Raw genomic sequence first — 18,144 nt, forward strand, 5'->3', positions numbered from 1 at the left:
TTGTAAAGCGGAAGGTTGGCCAAAGGCATGAGCGGATGATCCCCGAGCCGCTGGCCAACGGGTTCTGCTTCGGCGAGGGGCCGCGCTGGTTCGAGGGCCTGCTGTGGTTCTCCGACATGCTAGGCGAGGCGGTCCACACCTCGACCATGGGGGGCTCGCTGACCACGCTGCCGTTGCCCGGGCACTCGCCGTCGGGCTTGGGTTTCCGTCCCGACGGCTCGCTGCTGATCGCGTCGACCGAGGACCGGCGGGTGCTGCGCTACGACGGCGAAAGCGTCGCCACCATCGCCGATCTCGCCGACGTGGCGCCGGCCAACCTCGGTGACATGGTCATCGACGACGTGGGCCGCGCCTACATCGGATGCCAGGCGCTGCGCGGCGGCGTGATCGTCCGCCTCGACCCCGACGACAGCGCGACCGTCGTCGCCGAGGATCTCGACTTCCCCAACGGGATGGTGATCACGCCGGACCGCACGACGCTGATCGTCGCCGAGTCGACGGGCCGGCGGCTGACCGCGTTTTCGATCGGCGATGACGGTGGGCTGACCGATCGCCGGATCTTCGCCGACGGCCTGGACGGGCCGCCCGACGGCATCGCGCTCGACGCCGAGGGCGGGGTGTGGACGTCGATGACCCTGGCCCACCAGTTCGAGCGGATCGTGGCGGGCGGGGACGTGACCGACCGGATCGACATGGGCGATCGGGTCGCCATCGCCTGCGCGCTCGGCGGCCCGCAGCGCCGCACCCTGTTTCTGTTGTCGAGCACGGACGCCTATCCTCAGCGCCTGGCCGGCACCCGGCTTTCCCGGCTGGACGCCGTCACGGTGACCACTCCCGGCGCCGGCCTGCCCTGACCCCCGAAGAGGTTGACGATGACCGACGCCTACTACGAGCTGATCGACCCGGCCGACGCGCCGGGCGAGAAGTTCCGGGCGACCGACCTGGCGCGCGGCACCTGGTCGGCGGCGATCCAGCACGGCGGTCCGGTGTCGGGGCTGCTGGTCCGGGCGCTGGAGCGGTGCGAACTGCGCGACGACACCCGCCTGTCCCGGGTCGTGATCGACCTGCTGGGCGGGGTGCCGGCCGAGGGCGACCTGTGGGTCCGCTCGCAGGTGCAACGGCCCGGCAAGCAGATCGAACTCGTCAGCGCCGAGATGCTGGCGCCGGGTCCCGACGGCGCTCCCCGGCCGGTGGCGCGCGCCACCGGTTGGCGGTTGCAGCACCAGGACACCGAGGAGCTCGCGCACGCCGCGGCTCCCCTGCCCCGGCCGAGGGCCGAGGCCTACGACCGCAACCTCAAGGCCAAGGACTGGGACCGCAACTACGTGCACAGCCTCGAGTGGCTGTGGCTGACCGAGCCGTTGAGCGAAGGCCCGGGCGAATCGTGGATCAACCCGACCGTCGACCTGGTCAACGGCGAGTCCATGACCCAACTGGAGCGGCTGTTCGCGGTCGCCGACTGCGCCAACGGCATCGGCAGCAAGCTGGACATCACCAAATGGACCTTCCTCAACACCGATCTGGCCGTGCACGTGTTTCGTGTCCCCGACGGTGATTGGATCGGGATCAGGGCGGAAACCAGTTACGGGCCGGACGGGATCGGGACGACGATCGGCACATTGTTCGACGAACAGGGCGCGGTCGGCGCCATCCAGCAGTCGGTGCTGGTGCGCCGGCGCCCGCCTCGGGCCTAACGTGGAGGCGAAAACATGAGCCACCCGATCCGGTCGACGACGATCGCCGACACCGACACCTCGACCCGTCAGCGCATTCTGGCGGCCACCGCCGAGGTGCTCGGCCGCAACGGCAAGACCAAGCTGAGCCTGTCCGACGTGGCCACCCAGGCGGGCGTCTCCCGCCCGACGCTGTACCGCTGGTTCGCGTCCAAAGAGGAGTTGCTGTCGGCGTTTTCGGCCTACGAGCGACAGATCTTCGAAAGCGGCCTCGTTAAGGCCACCGCGGGCCTCAAGGGCGTGGACAAGCTCGACGCCGTGCTGCGGTTCATCGTCGATTACCAGCATTCGTACTCCGGCGTGCGCATGGTCGACGTCGAGCCCGAGCACACCATCGCCCAGTTCTCGTGGGTGATCCCGCAGATGCGCGAGGGCTTGCAGCGGCACCTGCCCGGGCCCAACTCCGCGGTGAAGGCGGCGACGGTGATCCGGATCGCGATCTCGCACTACATCGTGCGCAGCGACGACGCCGACCAGTTTCTGGCGCAGCTGCGGCACGCCGTCGGCATCAAGGGCAACTGATCGTTTGGTGTCGCGCGGTGTGACACATTCGAACAAGCCGCACCGATAGTAAGAAGTCCAGCAGGCCCCTCCAGACCCGTCGCGCCAGAGGATTACTGAGCTCGGTCCATCTCGCCAGCACTTAACAATGTCCTGCATGCAACTGAATTGTGTTGATAACCGCGATTAACCATAACCTTTGTCCGCACGTCAGATAGCTCGATGTCGAGCTAGCCCGTTTCATTGGACTGCAAGCGAGGGCCTTTGGGCAATCAAGGCATGGTTTCTCCACCGGTTCATCGCGAAAACGATGATGCAATTAACGAACGGAGCGTTGCCTGACGCTTTGAGAAAACGACTCGATGTGATCCTTTCACCAAATGCTATGGGCGTGCGCGCCGGCACTCGGGCGCGGTCAGCATCGCCGGGTCGGAGGAGAAATCACACATACCTCCAAGGAAAGCCGGAACAGCAGGCCTTTATTCGAGCAACCACGAAGCTTTGCGGGGCGTGTCAGCGGTCGAATGTTTCGTTCAAAGGCGATAATCGCGACCGTGGCGGATGAGGTTGAAGATGCGGGTGGTCCGACCTCACCACTGCGATTCCTCCTCGACACGAACGCTCTTATCGCGCTAGAGCCGTTTGCAGGCCAAATGGAAGCGGGCATGGGTCCTGCAGCAGCCTTCATGCGTTTGGCTATGAAGCAACGGCACTACATCTTTGTGCACCCGGCCAGTCGCGATGAACTCGCGGGCGGCAAAGACGCGGCCCGCGCCAAACAGCGTCTCGCAGAGATCGATAAGTTTGACACGCTGGCTGAGTCGCCGATCCATTCGTCGATTGACAACGAACTAGGTCCTGTTGAGCGCGACACGAACGACCACCGCGACCGACGAATTCTGGCCTCGCTGTATTCGAATTCGGTTAACTTCCTTGTCAGCGACGACGGCCGCCTGCGAAAGAGGGCAACGCGCATCGGCGTGGGCACACGTGTCCTCACCCTCGCAGACGCAGTGGCCATGCTTGAGGGTTTCGAGCCCGCCGCCATTCCACCGCCGCCGCAGGTCGAGAACTTGCCGTCGTACGCGCTCGACGTGGAGCAGAAAATCTTCGGCAGTATCCGTGACGACTACGAGAATTTCGACGCATGGATTGCCAAAGTGCAAGGAGATTCGAGCAACCGCGAGTGTTTCGTCGTCAAGGAGGACGATGGCACATACGCCGCGATCGCCATTGTGAAGATCCGCGAGGATGACTGCGAGTACGATTTCGTGCATCCCGTGAGCAAGATATCGACTTTTAAAGTGGCACAACAGTTTTCCGGCAGTAGATATGGTGAGCTGTTGTTGAAGGCGGTCCTTCAATCGCATCATGATCACCATGTCAGCAGCGCGTACGTGGAGGTTTGGGATCATCACCAGCCTCTGATCGATTTCCTTGGCCAATTCGGATACGTCAGTGCCGGTCGGTCGCAAAAAGGGGAGACCACGCTCGTCAAGGTGTTCAAGCCGCGCGACGAAACATTGAACCCACTGGACTATCACATCCGGTACGGGCCCCCAGCGGTATCAGCCGCTGCCTCCGCGTTTGTCATACCCATCCGCAATCATTGGCACAATCAGCTGTTCCCAGAGTGTGCGATGTCCGGGCCAATGGGCCAGTTGGTCTTTCCCGACCTCGCAGGGGAGAAGAGTAGACCGTGGGGGAATGCGCTTCGAAAGGCGTACTTGTGCAATGCTTCAACGAACAACATAGAGCCAGGTGACATTATCCTCTTCTATCGGTCAGGGGGCTTCAAGACGGTGGAAGTCGTTGGCGTCGCCGAGGAGACGCACCGAACAGCATCAGCCGAAAACGTCATGAACATGGTTGGTGGCCGCACTGTGTACACCGCCGAGGATGTGGAATTGCTCGCACAACACTCGTCACAGGTACTTGTCATTATGTTCCGCAGGGATTGGGTCCTCGATCCCCCGTGGACCTTGGCAGAGTTGCAGGCGAACGAAGTATTAAAGGCACCACCGCAAACCGTTCAACAAGTGAGGGAGGCTGGCACCAAATGGATTCATCAGCGACTGGCCGACAGGTAGTAATGTCAGTCCACCCACGCTACGCAGAGGCGATTATGCAGGGCCGCAAGAAGATCGAGTTCCGTAAGCGGCCGCTAGCCAAGGACGTCGATCTTGTGTGGGTGTACGCGACAGCGCCGGTCCAGCTGATTGTCGGATACTTCAAGGTCGGTGCCACCGTCAACGCCGCGCCCCTTAGTCTTTGGCGACGATTTAACCGTGTAGGTTGCATCGACCGCGTCGACTTCGACCGCTATTACGCGAATTCCTTGATGGGAAGCGGGATTCGAATCGAAAACGCGACTCGTCTAGCAGTTCCGATGTCAATCGGTGAACTTTTACCTTCTGGCGTGCCACCTCAAAGCTTCGCATATGTTGGCACGATCGACTTCGTGCGCGAACACAGGCATGCATCGCGTGTCCCTGCAGGAGCATCCTGAAACCGAGAGAATCACGACACGGAGGATGGCAATCTCGTAGCGTCGATCTTCAACTTGGTGGGCGTTGCCTCTGGTAGCGGACGCATCACGGCGATCGGTCGAACAACACCGCGGCGTTGAGATACCCCGTCGGGTCCAGCGCCGCCTTGAGCGTGCGCATCGCGGCGATGTCCGCGGGCTCGCGTGACATCGCGAGGTAGGGCCGCTTGCGGCTGCCGACGCCGTGCTCGGAGCTGACGTTGCCGCCGCACCGCGCGATGAGGTCCATCATCGGCTCATAGAGCGCCCGCTCTTGCTCGCCCGGGCAACGCAATACGTTCAGGTGCAGGTTGCCCTCGCCGATATGCCCGAACAGCACCGGCAGCGCCCCTGGGGCGTGAATAGCGACCAATTCAACGGCGTGCCTTTCGAATTCGCTGATCGCCGACAACGGCAGCGACACGTCGAACTTCAGCGGCGGACCGTACACGCCCAGCACCTCGGCCAGCGATTCGCGCACCTGCCACAACCGTTGCTGCGCAACGAGATCCACGCCCACCGCCGGCTCGCCGCGCATCGGCACGTTGTCGAGCAAGTCGGCGAGGCGCTCGGTCTGGTCATGGTCGGCGGCCAGCTCCACCAGCAGCAGCCAGTCCCCGGTGACCGGGGCCCCGACGCCGCGATGCTCGCGGGTCAGCGCGGCGGCCCGGCCGTCGATCAATTCCAGGGCCGCGATGCCATCCACGTCGCGGAAGATCCGGCCGGCGGCCACCAGCGCGTCGAGGTCGGCGAATCCGCAGATGGCGGTCACCCGGTGCGGGGGGATGGCATGCAGCCGCAGATCCAGCCCGGTGATGACGCCGAGCGTGCCCTCGGCGCCCACGAACAGCGCCGGAAGGTCATAGCCGGTGTTGTCCCGGCGCACCCGGCTGTGGCGGCGCAGCAGCGAGCCGTCGGGCAGCGCGACCTGCACGCCGATCACCTGCTCGCCCATGTTGCCGTACCGGACGGTGCGCAGGCCGCCGGCATTGGTCGACGCCATGCCGCCGACGGTCGCCGTGTCGCGGGCGGACAGGTCCACGCCGAACACGAGATTGGCCGCGGCCGCAGCCCGTTGCACCGCGGCCAGGGTGGCTCCGGCGCCGACCTCGATGCGGCTCTCGACGGTGTCGACGTCCCCGATGGCGTGCAGCCGCTCGGTGGACAGCAACACGTCGTCGTGTTCGGGGACGGTGCCGGCCACGAGCGAGGTCCGGCCGCCCTGCACCGTCACGTGCGCGCCCGCGTCGCGGCACACCCGCAGCACCTCGGCGACCTGCTCGCCCGAGCCCGGCCGCACCAGCGCGCTGGCCCGCCCGCGGTAACGGCCGGTGTGGTCGACGCTGCGCGCCGCCAGCACGTCGGGGTCGGTGACGACGTGGTTCGGCCCGACCAGGCTTGCCAAAGTGCTCAGCATGCTCGCGGTTATAGCACCGCCCTAGAACAGGTTTTTGTGCGGCACGTCGGTGACCAGGCCGCCGTCCATGACGAATTCGCTGCCGGTGGCGTACGACGACTCGTCGCTGGCCAAAAACAGGATGAAGGTCGACACCTCGCGGGACTCGGCCGGGCGGCCGAGCGGGATGGTCACCATGTCCTCGGGCAGGTGCTTGGTCATCGGGGTGCGGATGAAGCCCGGGTGCACGGAGTTGACCCGGATGTTGTGCGGCGCCAGTTCCAGGGCGGCGGACTTGGCCAGGCCACGCACCGCCCACTTGGAGGCGACGTAGGGATGCACCATCGGCGCGCCGCGCAGGCCCTCGATGGACGAGACGTTGATGATCGAGCCGCCCCCGGCCGCGATCATCGGCTCGACGGCCACCCGCATGCCCAGGAACGTCCCGGTCAGGTTGACGTCAATCACCTTCTGCCACTTGGCGAGATCGAAGCTCTTCAATGGGCCGAGCGCGACGGTCCCGGCGTTGTTGACCAACACGTTGAGCTTGCCGAATTCGCCGATCGCGGTCTGCACGGCGGCGTCCCACTGGTCGGGTTGGGTGACGTCGAGGTGCACGTAGCGCACCGCGTCACCGATCGCATTGATTTCAGCGGCCACGGCTTCTCCCTCGTCGTCGAGGATGTCGCCGATCACCACCTTGGCGCCTTCGGCCGCCAGCAGCCGCGCGTGCTCGGCGCCCATCCCGCGCGCACCGCCACTGATGAGCGCAACTTTGCCGTCTACCCGTCCCACAGGGGGCTCCTTTCGATTAAGAGGTCACCAAAGTGCTTGGTGCGTAAAGGCCTTTTCCGGTGACCAGCGGCAGGTCGAGCGTGGTCCGGATGCCGGGGGGCGCCGCGATCACCGCGGGGATGGCGTTGACGACGCGGCCCGCGGCGCCCGCGATCGCGGCGTGATTGTGGTCGCCCTTGCGGCTGCTGGGAATGATGTCGACCGCATAGGACGGCTCGCCGGTGATCTCGACGCGGTAGGAGCCGTCGCCCGCGGCGGGCTGGGGCAGGTCGGGGCGCAGGTCGGGCCGCAGCCGGGTGACGTGCTCGATGACGATGGCGGGGTGGCCCTTGACCATGCCGCGGATCTCGAACTGCAGCACGGCCACGGTCCCCTTGGCGACGCGGCCGACCGCGATGTCGAAGTCCTCGGGCGCGGGCTCGCGCTGGTAGGACTCGGTGATCTCGTCGACCTCGATGCCCAGGCCGGCCGCCAGCTGACGGATCGCGGTGCCCCAGGCGATGCTGAGGATGCCCGGCTGCAGCAGCATCGGGATCTCGTCCATGGGCTTGGCGAATCCCATGTAGTCCATGACCTCGGTCCCGTTGTAGGACGCGTAGTCGTGAATCTCCATGCAGCGCACCTGCTCGATGCGCTGACACGTCCCGGCGAGCGCGAACGGGATCAGGTCGTTGGCGAACCCGGGGTCGACGCCGCTGATGAAGATGCTCGAATTGCCTTGCTTGGCAGCGTCTTCCACGCGGGCGATGTACTTGTCGGGCATCACGCCCCACGGGTACTGCAGCAGCCCCGGCGAGGACCCGACGACGTTGATCCCGGCGGCCAGGATGCGCATCACGTCGGCCATGGCCTCGGGCAGCCGGGTGTCGCCCATCGCGCAGTAGACGACGCACTCGGGCTTGGCGGCGATGATGGCGTCCAGGTCGTCGACGGCCGCGACGCCCGTCACCACGCCGGCGTCCAGGCCGACGCCGCACAGCTCGCCCGCGTCCTTACCCACCTTTTCCGGGGTGGAGACGCACACCCCGGTCAGCTCGAACTGCGGGTTGGTGATCAGTTCGGCGAGGGCCAGCCCACCGACGTTGCCGGTACCGACGTGCGCGACGCGGATCGCCATGACAGTCTCCGTCCGTTGAGCGCTCAAAACGTTTCTAGACACTAGTCCATTAATTTGGGCGCGCATACCTGCGGACCGCCCGTGGACCGCGGGGGCAGAATCAACCGTTGATGACTACACGCGAAGACCTTCGGTTCCCGTCCGGCGACGACCTGATCAGCGCCTGGCTCTACCGCCCGCCGGGCGACGGCCCCGCGCCGCTGCTGGTGATGGCCCACGGCCTGGGCGCCGTGCGGAGCATGCGCCTGGACGCCTACGCCGAACGCTTCAGCGCGGCCGGCTACGCGTGCCTGGTGTTCGACTACCGCAACTTCGGCGACAGCGGAGGCCGGCCCCGTCAGGTCCTCGACGTCGGCATGCAGCTCGCCGACTGGGCCGCGGCCGTCGACTACGCGCGCACCCTACCGGGTGTCGATCCCGCTCGAATCGCGTTGTGGGGCACGTCTTTTGCCGGCGGTCACGTGATCGCCACGGCGGCGCGGCTGCCGGGCATCGCCGCGGCCGTCGCCCAGTGCCCCTTCACCGACGGCATCGCGTCCGCGCGCACCATCACCAACCCGCTGATCACCGCGCGCATCACCGCGCGGGCGGTGCGCGACGTGCTCGCGAGCAAGCGGGGCCGGCCACCGGTGATGGTCGCGACGGCGGGGCGGCCCGGCGAGGTCGCGTTGATGAACACGACCGACGCGTACGAGGGCTACCTGCGGCTGGTGCCCGACGGCGCCGACGTACGCAACGAGGTCGCCGCCCGAATCGCGTTGCAGGTCTTCACCTATCGCCCGGGACGCCTGACACCGAAGATCGGTTGCCCGATCCTGTTCTGCGTGTGCGAGGCCGACTCGGTGGCCCCCGCGGCGACGACGCTGCGCCACGCGGCCAGAGCGCCCCGCGGCGAGGTCAAGCTGTATCCCGAGGGCCATTTCGCGATCTACGTCGACGACGCGTTCGAGCGGGTGGTCGCCGACCAGCTCGCGTTCCTCGACAAGCACCTACGGGCTTAGGGCCCCAGCGGCGAGGTCGTGCGGATCGCCTCGTCGCGGATCAGTCCGCGCAGCAGCGCCGTGCTGAACTCCGCCGCGATCTCCTTGGCGGAGCGCCGCCCGCTGGGCCGCAGCCAGCGATAGCTGCCCAGCGTCATGCCGATGTAGCCCAGCGCAAGCACGTGCGAATCGCACTGGTAGAACTCGCCGCTGGCGATCCCGCGGTCGATCAGGCCGTGCACGTGGTGGTAGACCTGCGCTTCCTTCTCGCGGACCTCGGCGACCTGCTCGCTGGTGAACCACTCGGTGATGTAGGGCTGCTCCTGGAAGTACACCGCGGCGCGCTCGGGGTCGCTGGCGATGCCGGTCAGCAGCCGGACGGTGTACTGGTAGAGCGCCTCGCGCGCGGTCCAGGACGGGTCGTCGTGCACGGCGGCCAGCGTGCCCTCGGCGGCCTGGCGGTAGATGTCGAACAGAATCAGCGACTTGCTGGCGTAATAGTGGTAGACGGTCGCCTTGTTCAGGCCGATCACGTCGGCCACGTCGTCCATCCGGGTGCCGTGATAGCCGCGCGCCGCGAACAGCTTGGTGGCGACGGCCAGCAGCTCTTCGCGCCGCGTTTGCCCATTGGGTGTGACGCTGTCGGTGGGCATCTGTTCTCACTATCGTCGGTACGGGCAGGCCAGGCCCGGTTCGGCCAAGAATAACTATCAATCAACTGGTTGGACAGTTTAAGCAAAAACGCCGGGTGTCACGTCGACGGGCATGCGACTAGACTCCTCCTCGAACGAGATTCGAGAGGTGGGACCGATGGATCCGAGCCCGGATTACGACGGAAGCGACGAGATCGAGTTCTTCATGCGGTACCTCACCTGGGGCTTGCGCGGTGTCACCGACGGCAACGGGTACCCGCCGCCGGCATACCCGCCCGTTTAAACGCCCAGCGCCAGCGCTTTATAGCGCCTTGAGTTCCTCGGCGACCTCGGTCACCGACTTCTTCGCATCCCCGAACAGCATGCTGGTGCCCTCGCCGTAGAACAGCGGGTTGTCGATGCCCGCGAACCCGGAGTTCATCGATCGCTTCAGCACGATCACCGACTTGGCCTTGTCCACGTTGAGGATCGGCATGCCGTAGATCGGGCTGGACGCGTCGTTGCGGGCCGCCGGGTTGGTGACGTCATTGGCGCCGATGACGATCGCGACGTCGGTGCGCGCGAACTCGTCGTTGATGTCGTCCATGTCCTTCATGGCGTCGTAGTCGACCTCGGCCTCGGCCAGCAACACGTTCATGTGCCCGGGCATCCGGCCGGCGACCGGGTGGATGGCGTACTTGACCTCCACGCCCTTGTCCTCCAGGAGGGCCGCCATGTCCTTCACCGCGTGCTGCGCCTGCGCGACGGCCAGGCCGTAGCCCGGCACCACGATCACCTGGTTGGCGTAGGCCATCTGGATCGCGGCGTCCGCGGCCGAGGTGGCCTTGACGGTCTTGTCTCCCCCGCCATCGCCACTGGGGGCCACCCCGCCGCCGCCGAAGCCGCCGGCGACGATCGCCGGGATCGAGCGGTTCATGGCCTTGGCCATCAGGTTGGTCAGGATCGAGCCGGACGCGCCGACGATCATGCCGGCCACGATCATCGCGGTGTTGTTCAGCGCCAGACCGGCGGCCGCGGCAGACAACCCCGTCATCGCGTTGAGCAGCGAGATGACCACGGGCATGTCCGCGCCGCCGATGGGCAGCACCACCATCAGGCCCAGCACGCCGGCCGCGGCCAGCAGCCCGATCATCCACCACAGGGACGCCCCGCCGGTGCCGGGATGGGCGTGCACCCCGACCACCACCGCCGCGGCCACCGCGGCGACCAGCAGCAGCAGGTTGACCGGCTGCTGGGCCCTGCCGAAACCGATCGGTGCGCCCGAGATGATCTCCTGCAGCTTGCCGAACGCGATGATCGATCCCCAGAACGAGATCGACCCGATGATCGCGGCGAACAACGACGCCACCACGATGTGCACGGTCGGCGACTCACCGTGCTGGAAAGCCGAAAAGCCTTGCGTCTCAATGAATTCCGACAGCGCGATCAGCGCGACGGTGCCGCCGCCGACGCCGTTGAAGAACGCCACCAGCTGCGGCATCGCCGTCATCTTGGTGTAGCGCGCCGGCGGGACACCGAGCACCACGCCCACCACCAGGCCGGCGATGATCAGCACCCATTGGTCGGTGTGGCGGATCTTGACCAGCGTCGCGGCCACCGCGATCGCCATGCCCACCGCGGCGATCAGGTTGCCCCGCACCGCCGTTTTGGGCCCGGTCAGGCCCATCAGGCCGTAGATGAACAGGGCGAACGAAATGATGTACAGGCCGATGACCAAGTAGTTCATTTGGCGGCCGGCTCCTCACTCGCGGCGGGCACCGGTTTCTTCTTGCCCTTGAACATGCCCAGCATCCGGTCGGTGACGATGAACCCGCCGATGACGTTCAGGGTGCCGAACACGACGGCCACGAACAGGATGATCTGCACCGCCAGCGAGGGGTGCTCGACCGAGCCGAACACCACCAGCGCGCCCAGCACCACGATGCCGTGGATGGCGTTGGTGCCCGACATCAGCGGCGTGTGCAGCGTGTTGGGCACCTTGGAGATGACCGCGAACCCGACGAACCCGGACAGCACCAGGATCGCCACGTTGGCCAACAGTTCGTCGTACATGTAGTCCTCTCAGTCCCGCGTCACACAGGAGTCCGCGATGACCTCGTCGTCGAAGTCCGGCGCCAGCTTGCCGTCGGTGAGCAGCAAGTCCAGCAAAGCGGTGATGTTCTTGCTGTAGAGCTCGGAGGCGTGCTCGGGCATCGTCGCCGGCAGGTTCAGCGGCGACGCGATGGTGACGTCGTGCTTGACGACCGTCTTGCCGGGTTCGGTGAGCTCGCAGTTGCCGCCGGTCTCGCCGGCCAGGTCCACCACCACGCTGCCGGGCTTCATCGCCTCCACGGCCGCGGCCGTCACCAGCCGCGGCGCGGGACGGCCCGGGACCAGCGCTGTGGTGATCACGACGTCGAAGCCGCTGATGGCCTTCTCCAGCGCCTGCTGCTGCTGCGCGCGCTCCTCGTCGGTCAGCTCGCGGGCGTATCCGCCCTCGCCGGCCGCTGTGATTGTTTCTGAGATCCCGAGCTCGAGCCACTGCGCGCCCACCGAGCGCACCTGATCGGCCACCTCGGGCCGCACGTCGTAACCGGTGGTGCGGGCACCGAGCCGCTTGGCCGTCGCCAGCGCCTGCAGCCCGGCCACCCCGACCCCGAGCACCAGCACGGTGGCCGGCTTCACCGTTCCGGCGGCCGTCGTCAGCATCGGGAAGAACCGGGTCGCCTCCGAGGCCGCCAGCAGCACGGCCTTGTAGCCGGCCACGTTGCCCTGCGACGACAAGGCGTCCATCGCCTGTGCGCGCGAGATCCGCGGGATGGCCTCCAGGGCGAACGCCTGCACGCCCGCCTGCTTCAAAGCGCCGATCGAGTTCTCGGCGTTGCGCGGCGCCAGGAAGCCGATCAGCGTCTGCCCGCTGTGCAGCTTGCCGACCTCGTCCGCGGTCGGTGGCGCGACCTTGACCACGATGTCGGCGGCCCACGCGTCCCCGATGGTGGCGCCGGCCTCGGTGTAGAGCGCGTCGGGCAGCAGCGCCCGTTCGCCCGCGCCGGACTCGACCACGACCGCCACGCCGCTGCCCACCAGCGACGCCACCGCCTTCGGCACCAGCGCGACCCGCCGCTCGTCGGCCCCGGACTCGGAGACCACTCCTACCGTCGTCTGCGCATCTGTCATGGCGCGTACATCTACTTTCCGTACTCTTACGTACTGTCCGTGCCGATGGGCGTGGCGCTGGCTCGGCCGCGCGCTTCGCTACCTTAACCAGGTTCCGCCATGGATGGGTGATCGGCTCTGGGCCACCCGGGGCGGGATACCCCGCCGGCGGGCGATCGACTCCCGGTCGATGGTTCGCCGCCGCATGCCGATGCAGTAGCGGCCACACCGTTGTGAGGTCACAAGGCGTCGTTGTTGCCCGCCGCTACCAGAGCGGGATGTCGTGGCCGCGTCCGGACGACGGGCGGGGCCCGAAGATGCGTCGCTGCGATTCGTCGATCGGCACGTCGTTGATGCTGGCTTCGCGGCGGGCCATCAGCCCCGACTCGGCGAACTCCCACAGCTCGTTGCCGTAGCTGCGATACCACTGCCCCGACTGGTCGCGGCACTCGTATTGGAAGCGGACCGCGATGCGGTTGTCGTGGAAGTCCCAAAGAACCTTGCGCAGCGCGTAATCCAGTTCGCGCTGCCACTTGCGGGTCAGGAACGCCACGATCTCGTCGCGGCCCACGATGTGCTCTCCGCGGTTTCGCCACCGCGAATCGACCGTGTAGGCCAGGCTGACGCGGTGCGGGTCGCGGGTGTTCCAGGCATCCTCGGCCGCCCGCACCTTCTGCATCGCGGTCTGCCGCGTGAACGGCGGGAACGGAGGGCGGGATTCGGTCACGCCCCAATCCTGCCGCGAGCAGACACAGAATCGCACTAATCCGCACTGCAGCATGCGATTTTGCGTCTGCTCGCGCCGTCCAATAACGCGTGACCTATCGTGACGGGCATGGACTTCGCGATGTCGGCCAAGGCCAGCGACTACCACAAGCGGCTGACCGATTTCATGACCGAGTACGTGTTCCCGGCCGAGGCCGACTACGACAAGTTCCGTCACGAAGCCGGCCCGCACGACCACACGGTTCCGCCCGTCGTCGAGGAACTGAAGATCAAGGCCAAGCAGCGGGGCCTGTGGAACCTGTTCCTGCCGGCCGAATCGGGCCTGACCAACCTCGAATACGCGCCGCTGGCCGAGATCACCGGCTGGAGCCTGGAGATCGCCCCCGAGGCGCTCAACTGCGCGGCACCCGACACCGGCAACATGGAGACGCTGCACCTGTTCGCCACCGAGGAACAGCGCACGCAGTGGCTGGAGCCGTTGCTGGCCGGCGAGATCCGCAGCGCCTTCTCCATGACCGAGCCGGCCGTGGCCAGCAGCGACGCCCGCAACATCGAGACCTCGATCGTGCGCGACGGCGCCGACTACGTGATCAACGGCCGCAAGTGGTGGACGTCGGGCGCGGCCGACCCGCGCTGCAAGATCCTGATCGTCATGGGCCGCACCAACCCCGACGCCGCGAGCCACCAGCAGCAGTCGATGGTGCTGGTGCCGATGGACACGCCCGGCGTGACGGTGGTGCGCTCCACCCCGGTCTTCGGCTGGCAGGACCAGCACGGCCACTGCGAGATCGTCTACGACAACGTGCGTGTGCCGGCCACCAACCTGCTCGGCGAAGAGGGCGGCGGCTTCGCGATCGCCCAGGCCCGGCTCGGGCCGGGCCGCATCCACCACTGCATGCGCGCGCTCGGCGGGGCCGAGCGCGCCCTGGCCCTGATGTCCGACCGCGCCCAGAAGCGGGTGGCGTTCGGGCGCCCGCTGGCCGAGCAGGGCGTGGTGCGCGAGTCAATTGCCAAGTCCCGCAACGAGATCGACCAGGCACGGCTGCTGTGCGAGAAGGCGGCGTGGACCATCGACCAGCATGGCAACAAGGCCGCTCACCTGCTGGTCTCCCAGATCAAGGCGGTGGCCCCGCAGGTGGCCTGCGACGTCATCGACCGCGCCATCCAGGTGCACGGGGCCGCCGGCGTCAGCGACGACACGGTGCTGGCCCGCCTGTACGGCTGGCACCGCGCCATGCGGATCTTCGACGGCCCGGACGAGGTGCACATGCGAACCATCGCGCGCGCCGAGCTGGGCCGGGAAAAGTCGGCGCTCGCCGCGGCGGTCACCGCGCATGACTGAGGCGTTGCGAGAACTGTCGGGCGCGTGGAACTTTCGTGACGTCTCCGACGGCGCGCCGGCGCTCAAACCCGGGCGGCTGTTCCGCTCCGGCGAACTGAGCGGGCTCGACGACGACGGCCGCGCGACGCTGAGCCGGCTGGGCATCACCGACGTCGCCGATTTGCGGGCGGCCCGTGAGGTCGCGCGGCGCGGGCCGGGGCTGGTTCCCGACGGCGTCGAGGTGCACCTGTTGCCCTTCCCCGATCTCGGCGAGCAGGACGCCGGGACCGACGACGCGGCGCCGCACGAACACGCCTTCCAGCGCCTGCTCACCGGCGAGGGGGCCGAGGAGCAGTCGGGCCAATCCGTCGATGAGGCCGCCACCCGCTACATGATCGACGAATACCGGCAATTCCCAACGCGGAACGGGGCGCAGCGGGCGTTGCACCGCGTCATCTCGCTGCTGGCCGACGGGCATTCGGTGCTGACGCACTGCTTCGCCGGCAAGGACCGCACCGGCTTCGTGGTGGCGACGGTGCTCGAGGCGATCGGCATCGACCGCGACACCATCCTGGCCGACTTCCTGCGCAGCAACGACGCCGCGCCCGCCCTGCGGGCGCAGATCTCCGCGATGATCGCGCAGCGCCAGGACGCCGAGCTGACCCCGGAGGTGGTGACCTGGACCGAGGCGCGGCTGTCCGACGGCGTGCTCGGGGTCCGCGAGGTCTACCTGGCCGCCGCGCGCCAAACCATCGACGAGGAATTCGGTTCGCTGGACGCCTATTTGCGCGCCGCGAGCGTCAGCGAGTCAGACGTGGAGCGCCTGCGCGAGGCGCTGCTCGCCTGACCCGCCGACCACTCGGGAAGGCCGGGCTCAGCCCAGCTTGAAGCTGGCCTGCTGGGCGGCGGACAGGTCGGTGATCTGGCCCCACTTGGCGGCGATGTCCTCGACCGACGGCACGCTGTCGAAGGTGATGCCGTCGTTCTGGAACAGCGCGGTGCGCTGCACCTTGCCGCCGCCGACGATGAACACCGAGTCGGTGTCGGTCAGCTCCTCGGTCATCAGGTAGGCCACCACCGGGGCGACGTACTCCGGGGTGAGCTTCTCGAAGACCTCCGGCGGCAGGATGTCCTGCGTCATCCGGGTGGCGGCGATCGGCGCGACCGCGTTGGTCTTGATGTTGTACTTGGCGCCTTCCTGGGCCAGCGTGTTGATCAGGCCGACGAGGCCGAGCTTCGCCGCGCCGTAGTTGGCCTGCCCGAAGTTGCCGAACAGCCCGCTGGTGGAGGTGGCGACGACGACCCGGCCGAAGCTCTGCTCACGGAAGTGCGGCCACGCGGCGCGGATGACGTTGTACCCACCGTAGAGGTGCACCTTGAGCACGGCGTCCCAGTTCTCGAAGGACATCTTGTGGAACGTGCCGTCGCGCAGAATGCCCGCGTTGCTCACCACACCGTCGACCTTGCCGAATTCGTCGAGCGCGGTCTTGACCATGTTCTCGGCGCCCTCGGGCTCGGCGACGCTGTCGTAGTTGGCGACCGCCCGGCCACCGGCGTCCTTGATCTCCTTGACCACCTCGTCGGCCATGTTGTGGCCGGCGCCGGTGCCGTCGCGGGCGCCACCGAGATCGTTGACCACGACGCTGGCGCCCTCCTTGGCGAGGGTCAGGGCGTACTCACGGCCCAGTCCCCCACCGGCTCCGGTGACGATGACGACGCGATCCTGCACTCCGGGCATTAGGTTCCTCTCTGCTGTGAAAAACTTTGTCTAGCAACTGGTTCGGCGAAGCCGGGTCAGAACATCCGGCGGGCCATCTTGAAGGCCCGCTCGGTGTATGGAGGGTAGATGAAGCTCGACAGGTCGGGGCGGGTGGGCTTGGTGAGGACCGCCTTGCGGTGGCTGAACTCGTCGAAGCCCCACTTGCCGTGGTAGGCGCCCATGCCCGACGCGCCGACGCCACCGAAGGGCAGCTTGGCCGTCGACACCTGGAAGGCGACGTGGTTGACCAGCATGCCGCCCGCCGGCACCTCCTTGATCACCCGCTCGCGGGTCTCGCGCCGCTTGGTGAACAGGTACGCCGACAGCGGCTTGGGCCGCGAGTTCACGAAACGTATTGCCTCGTCCAGGTTTTGGACGGTGATCACCGGCAGGACCGGACCGAAGATCTCGTTCCGCATCAGCGGGCCGTCCGGGTCGGGGTCCACCACCACCGCGGGCTGGATGCGCAGCGTCGACGCGTCGCATGCCCCGCCGACGGTGACCGTGCCGTCCTTGCCGGAAAGGTAGCCGCTGATCCGGTCGAACTGCCGCTGGTTGACCACCCGCATGCCGTCCGGTTTGTCGGAGGTGAACTTGGTGATGGCGGCGCCGATCTTGTCGACCAGTTCGTCGCGAATCGTGGCGTCGGCCAACACGTAATCCGGTGCGACGCAAGTCTGTCCGGCGTTGAGCAGTTTCATCCAGGCGATCCGCTTGGCCGCCACCTCCACGTCGGCATCCGCCGCGACGATGACCGGGCTCTTGCCGCCGAGCTCGAGCGTGCAGGGCGTCAGGTGCGGCGCCGCGCCCTCATAGACCTTGCGGCCGATCTCGGTGCCGCCGGTGAACATCACCCGGTCCAGGCCCTGGGCGATGAGCTCCTGGCTGGTCGCGCCGTCGCCCTCGATGACCGCGATGGCGTCGTTGTCGAGGTACTTGGGCACCAGCTCGGCCATCACGCGCGAGGACGCGGCCGCGATTTCCGACGGCTTGAGGATCACGGTGTTGCCGGCGGCGATCGCCCCGACGGCCGGGCCCAGCGTGAGGTAGAAGGGGTAGTTCCAGGCGCCGATGATCAGCACGGTGCCGTAGGGCTCGTATTCCACCCAGCCGCGGCCGGGCAGCTGCGGCAGCTCCAGCAGTTGATACTTGCGCCGCGTCCACTTGCGCACGCGCTTGGCCGCGTACTTGGCCTCACCGGCGGTGGTGGCGATGTCGGCGATGTAGGCCTCGAAGGGGCTGCGGTCCAGGTCTTCGGCGAGCGCGGCGGCCAGCGCGGCCTCGTTCTCCTCCATCAGCTTCACCAGCTGCAGCAACTGCCGCTTGCGCCAGTCGACGTCGCGGGTGCGTCCGGTGGCGAAGGTCTGACGAAGCCGGGCAACCGTGGCGGCGACGTCGGCCGAGCCGGTCCCGTTCGTGGAGTCCTTGGAGAGCGATGCCTGCGATGCAACCGATTCGGTGGTCATCATTGTCCTTCCCGAGCAGAGTCCCGCCGCGGGGC

Annotated in this window: 19 protein-coding genes; 9 read left to right on the top strand and 10 right to left on the bottom strand. The window is 67.2% G+C overall.

Annotation, left to right across the window (positions count from 1 at the left end):
* The first annotated feature begins 35 nt into the window (after positions 1 to 35).
* The 5 genes from W7U_RS20460 (at position 36) to W7U_RS25785 (ending at position 4,743) form a co-directional block, all read left to right on the top strand.
* Positions 36 to 854 (top strand): SMP-30/gluconolactonase/LRE family protein, encoded by an 819-nt coding sequence (locus W7U_RS20460; protein ID WP_008262013.1) that lies wholly within the window; start codon positions 36 to 38, stop codon positions 852 to 854.
* 18 nt (positions 855 to 872) lie between these two features.
* Positions 873 to 1,694, top strand: a complete 822-nt coding sequence (locus W7U_RS20465; protein ID WP_008262015.1) for a thioesterase family protein — start codon at positions 873 to 875, stop codon at positions 1,692 to 1,694.
* A 15-nt stretch (positions 1,695 to 1,709) separates the two neighbouring features.
* Complete coding sequence (locus tag W7U_RS20470) at positions 1,710 to 2,255, top strand: TetR/AcrR family transcriptional regulator (RefSeq protein ID WP_008262018.1); 546 nt, start codon at positions 1,710 to 1,712, stop codon at positions 2,253 to 2,255.
* 533 nt (positions 2,256 to 2,788) lie between these two features.
* Positions 2,789 to 4,324: a GNAT family N-acetyltransferase gene (locus W7U_RS20475; protein WP_232525863.1), complete on the top strand. Its 1,536-nt coding sequence runs from the start codon at positions 2,789 to 2,791 to the stop codon at positions 4,322 to 4,324.
* A 35-nt stretch (positions 4,325 to 4,359) separates the two neighbouring features.
* Positions 4,360 to 4,743 (top strand): hypothetical protein, encoded by a 384-nt coding sequence (locus tag W7U_RS25785; protein ID WP_008262021.1) that lies wholly within the window; start codon positions 4,360 to 4,362, stop codon positions 4,741 to 4,743.
* An 85-nt stretch (positions 4,744 to 4,828) separates the two neighbouring features.
* On the opposite strand, the gene W7U_RS20480 is transcribed toward W7U_RS25785, so the two are convergent.
* From W7U_RS20480 to W7U_RS20490, 3 genes are read right to left on the bottom strand one after another with little or no spacing between them, the layout of a single operon-like run.
* Positions 4,829 to 6,178: an FAD-binding oxidoreductase gene (locus W7U_RS20480; protein WP_008262024.1), complete on the bottom strand. Its 1,350-nt coding sequence runs from the start codon at positions 6,176 to 6,178 to the stop codon at positions 4,829 to 4,831.
* A 21-nt stretch (positions 6,179 to 6,199) separates the two neighbouring features.
* Complete coding sequence (locus W7U_RS20485; protein WP_008262027.1) at positions 6,200 to 6,952, bottom strand: glucose 1-dehydrogenase; 753 nt, start codon at positions 6,950 to 6,952, stop codon at positions 6,200 to 6,202.
* A gap of 16 nt (positions 6,953 to 6,968) precedes the next feature.
* Positions 6,969 to 8,069: a hypothetical protein gene (locus W7U_RS20490; RefSeq protein WP_008262029.1), complete on the bottom strand. Its 1,101-nt coding sequence runs from the start codon at positions 8,067 to 8,069 to the stop codon at positions 6,969 to 6,971.
* A 110-nt stretch (positions 8,070 to 8,179) separates the two neighbouring features.
* On the opposite strand from W7U_RS20490, the gene W7U_RS20495 reads away from it, so the two are divergent.
* Complete coding sequence (locus tag W7U_RS20495) at positions 8,180 to 9,070, top strand: alpha/beta fold hydrolase (RefSeq protein ID WP_020823842.1); 891 nt, start codon at positions 8,180 to 8,182, stop codon at positions 9,068 to 9,070.
* Here W7U_RS20495 and W7U_RS20500 read toward each other — a convergent pair.
* Positions 9,067 to 9,702: a TetR/AcrR family transcriptional regulator gene (locus W7U_RS20500; protein ID WP_008262031.1), complete on the bottom strand. Its 636-nt coding sequence runs from the start codon at positions 9,700 to 9,702 to the stop codon at positions 9,067 to 9,069. The two genes, W7U_RS20495 and W7U_RS20500, sit on opposite strands and share 4 nt — an antisense overlap.
* 157 nt (positions 9,703 to 9,859) lie before the next feature.
* Between W7U_RS20500 and W7U_RS25990 the strand changes: the two genes are divergently transcribed.
* The gene (locus W7U_RS25990) at positions 9,860 to 9,985 is read left to right on the top strand and encodes a hypothetical protein (protein WP_003874194.1); all 126 of its coding nucleotides are present in this window, start codon (positions 9,860 to 9,862) and stop codon (positions 9,983 to 9,985) included.
* Positions 9,986 to 10,003: 18 nt separating this feature from the next.
* On the opposite strand, the gene W7U_RS20505 is transcribed toward W7U_RS25990, so the two are convergent.
* The 4 genes from W7U_RS20505 to W7U_RS20520 form a co-directional block, all read right to left on the bottom strand.
* On the bottom strand, positions 10,004 to 11,428 hold the full coding sequence (locus W7U_RS20505) for an NAD(P)(+) transhydrogenase (Re/Si-specific) subunit beta (protein WP_008262033.1): 1,425 nt from the start codon (positions 11,426 to 11,428) through the stop codon (positions 10,004 to 10,006).
* Positions 11,425 to 11,754 carry an NAD(P) transhydrogenase subunit alpha gene (locus W7U_RS20510; RefSeq protein ID WP_008262035.1) on the bottom strand — a complete coding sequence of 110 codons (330 nt, stop codon included), beginning with the start codon at positions 11,752 to 11,754 and terminating at the stop codon, positions 11,425 to 11,427. The genes W7U_RS20505 and W7U_RS20510 overlap by 4 nt, the downstream gene beginning before the upstream one ends.
* A 9-nt stretch (positions 11,755 to 11,763) precedes the next feature.
* Positions 11,764 to 12,858 (bottom strand): Re/Si-specific NAD(P)(+) transhydrogenase subunit alpha, encoded by a 1,095-nt coding sequence (locus W7U_RS20515; protein WP_036429568.1) that lies wholly within the window; start codon positions 12,856 to 12,858, stop codon positions 11,764 to 11,766.
* Positions 12,859 to 13,102: 244 nt separating this feature from the next.
* Positions 13,103 to 13,564: a nuclear transport factor 2 family protein gene (locus tag W7U_RS20520; protein WP_008262039.1), complete on the bottom strand. Its 462-nt coding sequence runs from the start codon at positions 13,562 to 13,564 to the stop codon at positions 13,103 to 13,105.
* Positions 13,565 to 13,684: 120 nt separating this feature from the next.
* Between W7U_RS20520 and W7U_RS20525 the strand changes: the two genes are divergently transcribed.
* A complete protein-coding gene (locus tag W7U_RS20525; protein ID WP_008262041.1) occupies positions 13,685 to 14,905 on the top strand; it encodes an acyl-CoA dehydrogenase family protein in 1,221 nt (406 codons plus the stop codon).
* Entirely contained in the window at positions 14,898 to 15,731 is an 834-nt protein-coding gene (locus W7U_RS20530) for a tyrosine-protein phosphatase (RefSeq protein WP_008262043.1), read from the top strand. The genes W7U_RS20525 and W7U_RS20530 overlap by 8 nt, the downstream gene beginning before the upstream one ends.
* Positions 15,732 to 15,758: 27 nt before the next feature.
* Here the strand turns inward: W7U_RS20530 and W7U_RS20535 are convergent, their stop codons facing one another.
* Both W7U_RS20535 and W7U_RS20540 read right to left on the bottom strand, forming a co-directional pair.
* Positions 15,759 to 16,622, bottom strand: coding sequence for an SDR family oxidoreductase (locus tag W7U_RS20535; protein ID WP_008262046.1), 864 nt, complete (start codon positions 16,620 to 16,622; stop codon positions 15,759 to 15,761).
* Between the two features lie 56 nt (positions 16,623 to 16,678).
* Positions 16,679 to 18,112, bottom strand: a complete 1,434-nt coding sequence (locus tag W7U_RS20540) for an aldehyde dehydrogenase family protein (protein ID WP_009956640.1) — start codon at positions 18,110 to 18,112, stop codon at positions 16,679 to 16,681.
* Positions 18,113 to 18,144 lie beyond the last annotated feature (32 nt).

This window comes from Mycobacterium sp. H4Y (genome assembly GCF_000364405.1).
In the GTDB taxonomy this organism is placed as follows: Bacteria; Actinomycetota; Actinomycetes; order Mycobacteriales; family Mycobacteriaceae; genus Mycobacterium; species Mycobacterium intracellulare.

What these genes read in the sequence shown, in the direction of transcription:
- W7U_RS20460 (WP_008262013.1), top strand. Translation starts at nt 36, where the DNA reads ATGATCCCCGAGCCGCTGGCCAACGGGTTCTGCTTCGGCGAGGGGCCG.
- W7U_RS20465 (WP_008262015.1), top strand. Translation starts at nt 873, where the DNA reads ATGACCGACGCCTACTACGAGCTGATCGACCCGGCCGACGCGCCGGGC.
- W7U_RS20470 (WP_008262018.1), top strand. Translation starts at nt 1,710, where the DNA reads ATGAGCCACCCGATCCGGTCGACGACGATCGCCGACACCGACACCTCG.
- W7U_RS25785 (WP_008262021.1), top strand. Translation starts at nt 4,360, where the DNA reads ATGCAGGGCCGCAAGAAGATCGAGTTCCGTAAGCGGCCGCTAGCCAAG.
- W7U_RS20480 (WP_008262024.1), bottom strand. Translation starts at nt 6,178, where the DNA reads ATGCTGAGCACTTTGGCAAGCCTGGTCGGGCCGAACCACGTCGTCACC.
- W7U_RS20490 (WP_008262029.1), bottom strand. Translation starts at nt 8,069, where the DNA reads ATGGCGATCCGCGTCGCGCACGTCGGTACCGGCAACGTCGGTGGGCTG.
- W7U_RS20495 (WP_020823842.1), top strand. Translation starts at nt 8,180, where the DNA reads ATGACTACACGCGAAGACCTTCGGTTCCCGTCCGGCGACGACCTGATC.
- W7U_RS20500 (WP_008262031.1), bottom strand. Translation starts at nt 9,702, where the DNA reads ATGCCCACCGACAGCGTCACACCCAATGGGCAAACGCGGCGCGAAGAG.
- W7U_RS25990 (WP_003874194.1), top strand. Translation starts at nt 9,860, where the DNA reads ATGGATCCGAGCCCGGATTACGACGGAAGCGACGAGATCGAGTTCTTC.
- W7U_RS20505 (WP_008262033.1), bottom strand. Translation starts at nt 11,428, where the DNA reads ATGAACTACTTGGTCATCGGCCTGTACATCATTTCGTTCGCCCTGTTC.
- W7U_RS20510 (WP_008262035.1), bottom strand. Translation starts at nt 11,754, where the DNA reads ATGTACGACGAACTGTTGGCCAACGTGGCGATCCTGGTGCTGTCCGGG.
- W7U_RS20515 (WP_036429568.1), bottom strand. Translation starts at nt 12,858, where the DNA reads ATGACAGATGCGCAGACGACGGTAGGAGTGGTCTCCGAGTCCGGGGCC.
- W7U_RS20525 (WP_008262041.1), top strand. Translation starts at nt 13,685, where the DNA reads ATGTCGGCCAAGGCCAGCGACTACCACAAGCGGCTGACCGATTTCATG.
- W7U_RS20530 (WP_008262043.1), top strand. Translation starts at nt 14,898, where the DNA reads ATGACTGAGGCGTTGCGAGAACTGTCGGGCGCGTGGAACTTTCGTGAC.
- W7U_RS20535 (WP_008262046.1), bottom strand. Translation starts at nt 16,622, where the DNA reads ATGCCCGGAGTGCAGGATCGCGTCGTCATCGTCACCGGAGCCGGTGGG.
- W7U_RS20540 (WP_009956640.1), bottom strand. Translation starts at nt 18,112, where the DNA reads ATGATGACCACCGAATCGGTTGCATCGCAGGCATCGCTCTCCAAGGAC.